This window comes from Solilutibacter pythonis, from assembly GCF_003697345.1.
GTDB classification, from domain to species: domain Bacteria; phylum Pseudomonadota; class Gammaproteobacteria; order Xanthomonadales; family Xanthomonadaceae; genus Solilutibacter; species Solilutibacter pythonis.
The window spans coordinates 1-959 of record NZ_RFLY01000063.1; the positions used below are offsets into that span (position 1 = coordinate 1).

The 959-nt window shown below is 55.2% G+C and carries 1 protein-coding gene; it reads right to left on the bottom strand.

The genetic code is table 11. The features are described 5' to 3' along the window. Nucleotides 1-923, bottom strand: a 923-nt coding sequence (locus EBB59_RS13285) for a phospholipase effector Tle1 domain-containing protein (RefSeq protein WP_211327770.1), incomplete at its 3' end; no start/stop codon positions are given. Nucleotides 924-959: the final 36 nt, after the last annotated feature.

The window sequence follows — 959 nt, forward strand, 5'->3', positions numbered from 1 at the left end:
CGATGGATGACGTTCATCCTGGGGTCTTCCGGCTCGTGCAGGCGTGGCAGGATCGAGTCGCCGAGCAGCCGGTTGTGGTAATCGGTCATCAGATTGAAGCTGCGGATGCCGAGCCCGTTGCGGATATAACTCCCGCCGACATCGGAATGCGCGCCGGCCACGGTGACGTTGAGGAATCGGCCATCCTCGGATAATCCTTCAGGGATGATCTGATCGACTGGAAACAGCCCCCGACGCTCGTTGGCGGCGGTGATCTGGAAACCGGAAACGGTCGAGGACGGCAGCCTGCGGTCGAGCATTTCCATATAGCCGGTGGGCACCGGGTCGTATAGGCCGACGGTGAGTGGGGTTTGGCCGGGTGGTTGGTGATATCGTGTGTATTTTTCTGCCAGGGCTCCATTTTCATCGAGCGTAACAGTCAAGCTGTTTTTGTCGGGGATTCCGCGTTCATCAATCATCCTTGCCAGTAATGGCACCTGGCTGGCACCTCGGCTGAAGCCTTCTAGGTGGATGGCGATCTTTGCGTTGGGGTCTACCTTGTGGATTTCATCCGCCTGTTCGACGAGACGAGTATACATTTCCTCGGCACGGGCCAGGCTGGTATAGCCTGTGGCGCTATCTACGCCCTTTTCAAAAAAGTTTGTCTGCGTGCCTGGGCCTTCGATGTATTCGGCATGGATTCTTTTATTGCCTGCATTATTTAGCTGAAAAATCTGTGCCTCAAATTTGCTGACGTTAGTGGCATGCATTGGGTCTTGGGTGATGTCGTTCCCGGTGCCGTCCATCAATCCGATCAGCAAGTGCGAGTGAACATCGTTTTGATTGAATAGCTGAGGCGCCTTGAACTTGGATAGCTGATCGGAGGCTTGGTCGAAGCTGCGTAGATGTTCAGGCGTTGCCTCGTAGTGCGAGACATCGTCCATGGGTAAGCCATCCTGGCCCAGCATGAGGGAAACTTT